The organism is Streptomyces sp. NPDC059851, from assembly GCF_042732005.1.
Taxonomy (GTDB): domain Bacteria; phylum Actinomycetota; class Actinomycetes; order Streptomycetales; family Streptomycetaceae; genus Streptomyces.
The window spans coordinates 21,609-27,863 of sequence record NZ_JBHWJJ010000117.1 but is presented as its reverse complement, the minus strand read 5'-3'; the positions used below and the strand labels follow the sequence as shown (position 1 = coordinate 27,863).

General features: G+C 70.5%; 6 protein-coding genes. 3 read left to right on the top strand and 3 right to left on the bottom strand.

Annotation, left to right across the window (positions count from 1 at the left end):
• Positions 1 to 48: 48 nt before the first annotated feature.
• Positions 49 to 2,340, bottom strand: a complete 2,292-nt coding sequence (locus ACFV7Q_RS29815) for a transglycosylase domain-containing protein (protein WP_385433034.1) — start codon at positions 2,338 to 2,340, stop codon at positions 49 to 51.
• Between the two features lie 397 nt (positions 2,341 to 2,737).
• Between ACFV7Q_RS29815 and ACFV7Q_RS29810 the strand changes: the two genes are divergently transcribed.
• Positions 2,738 to 3,088 (top strand): WhiB family transcriptional regulator, encoded by a 351-nt coding sequence (locus ACFV7Q_RS29810; protein WP_179174215.1) that lies wholly within the window; start codon positions 2,738 to 2,740, stop codon positions 3,086 to 3,088.
• Between the two features lie 41 nt (positions 3,089 to 3,129).
• On the opposite strand, the gene ACFV7Q_RS29805 is transcribed toward ACFV7Q_RS29810, so the two are convergent.
• Both ACFV7Q_RS29805 and ACFV7Q_RS29800 read right to left on the bottom strand, forming a co-directional pair.
• On the bottom strand, positions 3,130 to 4,449 hold the full coding sequence (locus tag ACFV7Q_RS29805; protein ID WP_385433032.1) for an ArsA family ATPase: 1,320 nt from the start codon (positions 4,447 to 4,449) through the stop codon (positions 3,130 to 3,132).
• Between the two features lie 8 nt (positions 4,450 to 4,457).
• Complete coding sequence (locus tag ACFV7Q_RS29800; protein ID WP_385433031.1) at positions 4,458 to 5,438, bottom strand: ArsA family ATPase; 981 nt, start codon at positions 5,436 to 5,438, stop codon at positions 4,458 to 4,460.
• Between the two features lie 137 nt (positions 5,439 to 5,575).
• Between ACFV7Q_RS29800 and ACFV7Q_RS29795 the strand changes: the two genes are divergently transcribed.
• Complete coding sequence (locus ACFV7Q_RS29795) at positions 5,576 to 5,737, top strand: DUF4177 domain-containing protein (RefSeq protein WP_007264966.1); 162 nt, start codon at positions 5,576 to 5,578, stop codon at positions 5,735 to 5,737.
• Positions 5,734 to 6,207, top strand: a complete 474-nt coding sequence (locus ACFV7Q_RS29790) for a RidA family protein (RefSeq protein WP_385433029.1) — start codon at positions 5,734 to 5,736, stop codon at positions 6,205 to 6,207. Before ACFV7Q_RS29795 ends, ACFV7Q_RS29790 begins: the two co-directional genes overlap by 4 nt.
• Positions 6,208 to 6,255 lie beyond the last annotated feature (48 nt).

The following is a 6,255-nucleotide window of genomic DNA, read 5'->3' as shown; positions in this document are numbered from 1 at the left end:
GCACCGGGCCCCACCGCTTCTCGGTGTTCCCGCTCCTTCGTGTTCCCGCTACTGCGTGTCGCGGCCGCCGATCACGCCGGGTTCCAGGGTGATCCCGGGGAACGGGTTCGTCGGGGTGGTGCCCCCGCCCGTGGTGCCGCCCGTGGTGCCGCCCGTGGTGCCGCCGGTGGTGGTGCCGGGCTTGCCGTCGCCGCCCGGCTTGGTGGGCTTGCCCGGCTTGTTGGGCTTCGTCGGGTTGGTCGGCGGGGTGGGCTTGCCGGTGCCGCCGGGGGTGCCGGTGTCGGGGAGGCCGACCGTGACGAAGCTCGGGGCCTCGCGGCCGGCGAGGGCCCCGCTGACCGCCTGCTTCCAGATCGGGCCGGGCAGCCCGCCGCCGTACACCTTGTCGTAGTAGCGGCCGCCGATGGTGATGTTCTCCATCGACACCTGCTTGGAGCCGCCCGAGCCGACCCAGGTCGCGCCGGACATGTTCGGCGTGTACCCGACGAACCAGGCGTTGTAGCGGCTGTCGGTGGTACCGGTCTTGCCGGCGTTCTGCCGGTCGGTCAGACCGGCCGCCGTACCCGTACCGGAGTCGACCACGCCGAGCAGCAGGCTGTTGATCGTGTCGGCGGTCCGCTCCGTCATCACGCGCTCGCACTTGGTCTTCGGCACGGACAGGGCCTTGCCGTGGGCGTCGGTGATGGACTCGATGGAGACGGGCGTGCAGTGCACGCCGCGGTTGGCGAAGGCCGCGTACGCGTTGGCCATGGTCAGCGGGGACATGCCCTCGGTGCCGAGCGCGATGGCGGGGACCTCGGGCAGCTTGGTGCCGTCGGCGGGGACCACGCCGAGCTTGGTGGTCATCTCGGTCACCGGGCACACCCCGGTCTCCGTGATCATCTGCACGAAGTAGGTGTTGACCGACTTGGCCATCGCCTGGTTCATGCCGTACGGGCCGACCTCGGACTCCTGCTCGTTCTCCAGGCGCTCGTGGGCGGTGTTGACCCAGGGCTTGCTGCCGCAGGTCTGCACCGGGCTCGGGTACTCCATCTGGTAGGGCGAGGAGTACACCTTGCCCGGGGAGATGCCCTCCTCCAGGGCTGCGGCCGCGACGAACGGCTTGAAGGTCGAGCCGGTCGGGAAGCCGAAGCTGGATCCGCCCATCCGCTTGTCGACGGAGAAGTTGATCTGCGTCTCGTTCTTGCCGAAGCCGTAGGGCTTGGACTGGCCCATGGCCACGACGCGGCCGGTGCCGGGCTGTACCAGGGTGACGGCCGTGGCGACCTTGTCGTCCTGGCTGACGTGTTCCTTGATCGACTCGTTGACCGAGTCCTGTGACTGCGGGTCCAGCGTCGTACGGACGGTCAGGCCGCCCCGGTTCCAGAGCTTGGCCCGCTCCTCGCGGGTCTTGCCGAAGACCGGGTCGGTCAAGAACGTGTTGCGCACGTAGTCGCAGAAGAAGCCCGCACCCTTGACGGCGGTGATGCAGCCGTTCTTGGGCCGGGTCACCTTCAGCTGGACGGGCTTCTTCTTCGCCTCGTCCGCCTCGGCCTGCGAGACGTCCTTCACGTCGGCCATCCGCTGGAGGACGATGTTGCGGCGCTTCATCGCCTCCTGGCTGTCGTTCACCGGGTCGTACCGGCTCGGCGACTGCACGAGGCCGGCGAGCAGCGCCGACTCCTCCAGGGTGAGGTCCTTGGCCGGCTTGCTGAAGTAGCGCTGGGAAGCGGACTCGATGCCGTACGCCTGCTGGCCGAAGTACGTGATGTTGAGGTAGTTCTCGAGGATCTTCTTCTTCCCGAGCTCCTCCTCGACCTGGATCGAGAACTTCAGCTCGCGGATCTTGCGCCCGAGGCTCTTCTCCTGGGCCTCGCGCACCTTGGTCTCGTCGTCGCCGGCCTCCTCGACGAAGACGTTCTTCACGTACTGCTGCGTGAGCGTCGAGGCGCCCTGCGCGGCGCCGCCCTCCTGCGCGTTGCGGTTGACCGCGCGCAGGATGCCCTTGAGGTCGACGGCGCCGTGCTCGTAGAAGCGCGAGTCCTCGATCGCGACGATCGCCTTCTGCATGTACGGCGAGATGGCCGTGAGCGGGACCACCTGCCGGTCACGCGAGTACACCGTGGCGATCAGGCCACCCTCGGCGTCCAGAATCGTGGTGCGCTGACTGAGCGGCGGGGTCTTGAGATTGGCCGGGATCTCGTCGAACCCTTCGACCGTGCCCTTGGCGGCCAGCCCGAGGGCCCCGGCGCCCGGGATGGCGATGCCTGCCAGAACGACTCCGGAGAGAACGGACAGCCCGAGGAACTTGGCGGCCTGCTGCGGCCCCGTGAGCCCGGCGCCCGAGCGCTTCTTTCCCATGGAGGGCAGCCTACGTTCTCATTCGCCGGACACACGCGAATGCCTTGGCCTAAGCTGTCCCCAACTGTCACAGCAGTGCGGTGCGACATCAACCCCTCGGCTTGATTTTCACCCTTCCCGAATGGGGTGAACTTATGTCCGAATCCCGCCGCTCACCCTGACGGCCGCTCAGCCCCGGTCCGCCGATTTCATCCGAATCGCCGGAATGGTCGGGCATGTCGTCCCATCACTCCGTCGGGTGATCTGCCGCTTACCCATAGTCCGTTCGGACCATTCAAGATTGGGCCCGTCGGGGGTGTTGCGCCGTCCCCGCCTTCCGTAACGTCCTCAACTGGCAGCGGTGAATATGCCGCTACCGCCGTGGGGGAGCCTCGATTCGGGAGAGGACGGCGCCGGGATGGGCTGGGTAACCGACTGGAGTGCGCAGGCAGCCTGCCGCACTACCGATCCGGATGAACTGTTCGTTCAAGGAGCGGCACAGAACAGGGCCAAGGCGGTGTGCACCGGGTGTCCGGTGCGGACCGAGTGCCTGGCCGACGCGCTCGACAATCGTGTCGAGTTCGGCGTGTGGGGCGGAATGACCGAGCGGGAGCGTCGCGCGTTGCTGCGCCGGCGTCCCACCGTCACCTCGTGGCGGCGGCTGCTCGAAACGGCCCGCATGGAGTACGAACGCAGCACGGGCATCCTCACCGTGGATGTCGATGCGGAGATGGACGTCCCGTACGAGACGTACGCGGCGGCCGGGTAGATCCCCCGCCGTCCCGCGTACACCCGTCGCCGTACGGTCGCCTACGCTCCGGCCGGAACCCCGGCCGCGAGGCGTTCTCCGATGGCCCGCAGCCCGGCGAGGTCGTGCACATCGCCGGGCAGGGCGGCCACCTCGGTCACCGCCACCTCGGGGTGCCGTGAGGTGAACCGGTCGCGCGTGCGCTGCTCGCGCGCGATCACCTGCATGCGTTCGGCGTGCAGGCGGAGCAGCCCTGCCGCGATACCGTCCGCTTCCGCGTCCGTGCCGGCGGTCGTCCCCGCGGTCGTCCCCGCGGTCGTCACCGTGGTCGTGCCCGCGCCGGCGTGCGAGCCCGCCTCCGGGCCCGGGGCCGGGTCCGCGTGCACGTCTTCTGCGGCCGAGTCACGAAGTCCAGCTTTCCCGGCCTCCTGATCCACAATGCCGCCCCGCTCAAGATTGTCTGCGGCGGCGAGGGCCCGCTCGGCGGACAGCCCGTCGGCGCCGCTGCCGTGCACCCGGTTCACCACGAGCCCGGCCAGCGGCATCCGCTCCGCGGCCAGTCGCTCCACGAAGTACGCGGCCTCGCGCAGGGCGTCCGGCTCGGGGGCCGCGACCACCAGGAAGGCCGTTCCCGGAGCCTGGAGCAGCCGGAACGTCGCGTCCGCCCGGGTGCGGAAGCCGCCGAACATCGTGTCCATCGCCGCCACGAAGGTCTGGACGTCCTTCAGCAGCGAAGCCCCCATCAACTTGCTGAGGGTGCCCGTCATCAGCGACATGCCGACGTTGAGGAACTTCATCCCGGCCCGGCCGCCGACCTTCGCCGGCGCCATCAGCACCCGGATGAACTTCCCGTCCAGGAACGACCCGAGCCGCTTGGGCGCGTCGAGGAAGTCCAGCGCGGACCGGCTCGGCGGGGTGTCCACCACGATCAGGTCCCAGTCGTCCCGGGCCCGCAACTGCCCCAGCTTCTCCATCGCCATGTACTCCTGCGTGCCCGCGAAGCCGGCCGACAGGGACTGGTAGAAGGGGTTGGCCAGGATCGCCCGGGCCCGCTCGCCGTCCGCGTGCGCCTCGACGATCTCGTCGAAGGTCCGCTTCATGTCCAGCATCATGGCGTGCAGTTCACCGCGGTCGCCGGCCACGCCGGAGACCCTGCGCGGGGTGTTGTCCAGGGCGTCGATCCCCATCGACTGGGCCAGCCGGCGTGCCGGGTCGATGGTCAGCACGACCACCTTCCGGCCGCGCTCCGCCGCCCGCAGGCCCAGGGCTGCGGCGGTCGTGGTCTTGCCGACCCCGCCCGCACCGCAGCACACGATGATCCGGGTGTCGCGGTCGTCCAGCAGCCGGTCCACGGACAGCTCCGGCGACGACGACGCGCCCATGGCCTCACTCATTCCTCGCCCGCCTGTTTCCGCAGCTCCGAGGCCAGCTCGTACAGCCCGGCCAGATCCATCCCCGCGCCGAGCAGCGGGAGTTCGTACGTCGGCACCGGCAGCTCCCGCAGCACGGCCCGTTGCGCCCGCTCCAGCCCCACCCGGCTCGCGTGCTCGGCGGCCTGCGCGAGCAGCGGCTCCACCAGCTGCTCCGCCTCCCCGCCGTCCCGGGCGCCGCCCAGGCCGGCCCGGGACAGCGCCCGGGCCACGCCGGCGCGGTGTTCGCTGCCCGCGGCCCGCAGCGCCTCCTCGTCCAGATGGTGCGGACGGACCATGTTGACCACGACCCGACCCACCGGGAGCCCGGCCTCCACCAGTTCGGCGATCCCGTCGGCGGTCTCCTGGACGGGCATCTCCTCCAGCAGCGTCACCAAGTGGACCGCCGTCTCCGGGGACTTGAGGACGTTCATCACGGCCTGTGCCTGGTTGTGGATCGGCCCGAACCTGGCCAACCCCGCCACCTCGTCGTTGACGTTCAGGAAACGGGTGATCCGCCCCGTCGGCGGCGCGTCCATGACCACGTGGTCGTACACGTACCGGCCGGCCTTGTCCTTGCGGCGCACCGCCTCGCACGCCTTGCCGGTCAGCAGCACGTCCCGCAGCCCGGGCGCGATCGTCGTCGCGAAGTCGATGGCCCCGAGCTTCTTCAGCGCGCGGCCGGCCGAGCCGAGCTTGTAGAACATCTGGAGGTAGTCCAGCAGTGCCCGCTCCGCGTCGATGGCGAGCGCGAACACCTCCCCGCCGCCCGGGGCGACGGCGATCCTGCGCTCCTCGTACGGGAGCTCCTCCGTCCCGAAGAGCTGTGCGATCCCCTGCCTGCCCTCGACCTCCACCAGAAGCGTCCGCCCACCCTCGCGTGCGAGGGCGAGCGCGAGTGCCGCGGCAACCGTGGTCTTTCCGGTTCCGCCCTTGCCGCTGACCACCTGGAGCCTGCTCACAGCCTCTGAGCCTAACCACTCGGTCATCGCGCCGCGCAGGACCCTCTCCCTCCGCCGGACCCGGGAGCCGGCCGCCGCGCCGCCGTCGCGCTCCCGCCGGGCGTTTTCCCCGTGCGACAGGCGATACGCTCGCCCCCATGACCAAGAAGTTCGAATACGCGACGGTCCCGCTGCTGGTCCACGCCACCAAGCAGATCCTGGACACCTGGGGCGAGGACGGCTGGGAGCTCGTCCAGGTCGTGCCCGGCCCGAACAACCCCGAGCAGCTCGTGGCCTACCTCAAGCGGGAGAAGGCATGAGCGGCGCCGTCGAAGCGAAGCTGGCCGAGCTCGGCCTGACCCTCCCCGAGGTCGCCGCGCCGCTGGCCGCGTACCAGCCGGCCGTCCGCTCGGGCACCTACGTGTTCACCGCGGGCCAGCTCCCGATGGTCAAGGGCAGCCTGCCGGTGACCGGCAAGGTCGGCGCCGAGGTCTCGCCCGAGCAGGCCAAGGAGCTCGCGGGGATCTGCGCGCTGAACGCCCTGGCCGCGGTGAAGTCCGTCACGGGCGACCTCGACCGGATCGCGCGCGTCGTGAAGGTCGTCGGCTTCATCGCCTCGGCCCCCGACTTCACGGCCCAGCCGGCCGTCCTCAACGGCGCGTCCGAGCTCCTCGGCGAGGTGCTCGGGGACAAGGGCGTCCACGCCCGCAGCGCCGTGGGCGTGGCGGTGCTCCCGCTGGACGCCCCGGTCGAGGTCGAGATCCAGGTCGAGCTGCTGCCCGACGCCTGACCCGGCCCCGGGCACGTCCACGGGCCCCCGCCCCGGGGACGCACCGGC